This is a genomic window from Arthrobacter sp. Y3225116, from assembly GCF_059091245.1.
This window is the reverse complement of sequence record NZ_JBNHGL010000428.1, coordinates 1-1304: the sequence shown is the minus strand read 5'-3', so window position 1 is coordinate 1304 and position 1304 is coordinate 1. Positions and strand designations below refer to the sequence as shown.

The 1304-nt window shown below is 71.0% G+C and carries 1 protein-coding gene and 1 pseudogene; one reads left to right on the top strand and one right to left on the bottom strand.

Going from position 1 to position 1304, the window contains the following annotated elements; translation table 11 throughout:
• A pseudogene (locus tag AC5RV2_RS18065) lies at positions 1–125 on the bottom strand (2,3,4,5-tetrahydropyridine-2,6-dicarboxylate N-succinyltransferase); the annotation flags it as partial.
• Between the two features lie 74 nt (positions 126–199).
• Between AC5RV2_RS18065 and dapE the strand changes: the two are divergent.
• Positions 200–1304 (top strand): succinyl-diaminopimelate desuccinylase (gene dapE, locus AC5RV2_RS18060; protein ID WP_494093469.1); only part of this gene is annotated, 1105 nt, incomplete at its 3' end.

Below are 1304 nucleotides of genomic sequence, written 5' to 3'. Positions count from 1 at the left end.
CCGGCAGGGCCCAGCGCCGGCGCGGGATACCAGACGTCGAGGACGGTGCCGCTGTCGGTGACGGTGGCCAGCCCGGTGCCGTGGGCGGTGCGGGGAGTGGCGGTGGCGGTGGTGCTCGCGGTCATGGATGCAAGTCTACCGAGCGCGCCGGGGCCGCTGACGCCGGGATGCCGCAGGCGCGTCTGGCTAAGCTGGGGGAGTGACTTCCGCCATCGCCCTGGACTTGACCGCCGACGTCGCCGAGCTGACCGCGGCGCTGATCGACGTTAACAGCGTGTCCGGCAACGAGACCGCCCTGGCCGACGCCGTGGAGGCCGCCCTGCGTGCCCTGCCGCACCTGAAGGTGCTGCGCGACGGCGACGCCATCGTGGCCCGCACGCAGCTGGGACGGCCGGAGCGGGTTATCCTGGCCGGCCACCTGGACACCGTGCCGCTGCCCGCCGTGCCCGGCTCCCGCGGGACCGTGCCGTCGGTGTGGGACGGAGACGTGCTGTACGGGCGCGGGGCCACCGATATGAAGGGCGGGGTAGCGGTGCAGCTGGCGCTGGCCGCCGAGCTGACGGCACCCAGCCGCGACGTCACCTACATCTTCTACGACCATGAGGAAGTGGATGCTTCGATGAGCGGGCTGGGCCGGCTGGTGCGCAACCACCCGCAGTTGCTGCAGGGCGACTTCGCCATCCTGCTCGAACCGACCGACGGAACCGTGGAAGGCGGCTGCAACGGCACGGCCCGGTTCGAAGCGAGCACGGTCGGCCAGGCGGCGCATTCCGCGCGCGCGTGGCGGGGCGTCAACGCTATCCATGCTGCGGCTGACATCCTGGTCCGGCTCCGGGACCATGAACCCGCCACTGTCACGGTGGACGGACTGGAGTACCGCGAGAGCCTGAACGCGGTGAAGATCAAGGGCGGCACGGCGGGCAACATCATCCCCGACAGCACCACGGTGGAAATCAATTACCGGTTCGCTCCGGACAAGACGCCCGGGGACGCCGAACTGTACGTGCGGAACCTTTTGGAGGGCTTCACGGTGGTCTGCACCGATGCCGCGGCCGGCGCCCGGCCCGGCCTCGACCACCCGGCGGCTGCCGAATTCGTGGCCGCCGTCGGCGCGGAGCCGAAGCCCAAGTACGGCTGGACCGACGTGGCGCGGTTCAGCGAGCTGGGCATTCCGGCCGTCAATTTCGGCCCCGGCGACGCGTTGCTGGCCCACACCGACAACGAACACGTGCCGGCGGAGGCCGTCCGCGAGTGCCGGGCGGCGCTGCGCCGCTGGCTGCTATATCGGAATAGCACACGTCTGA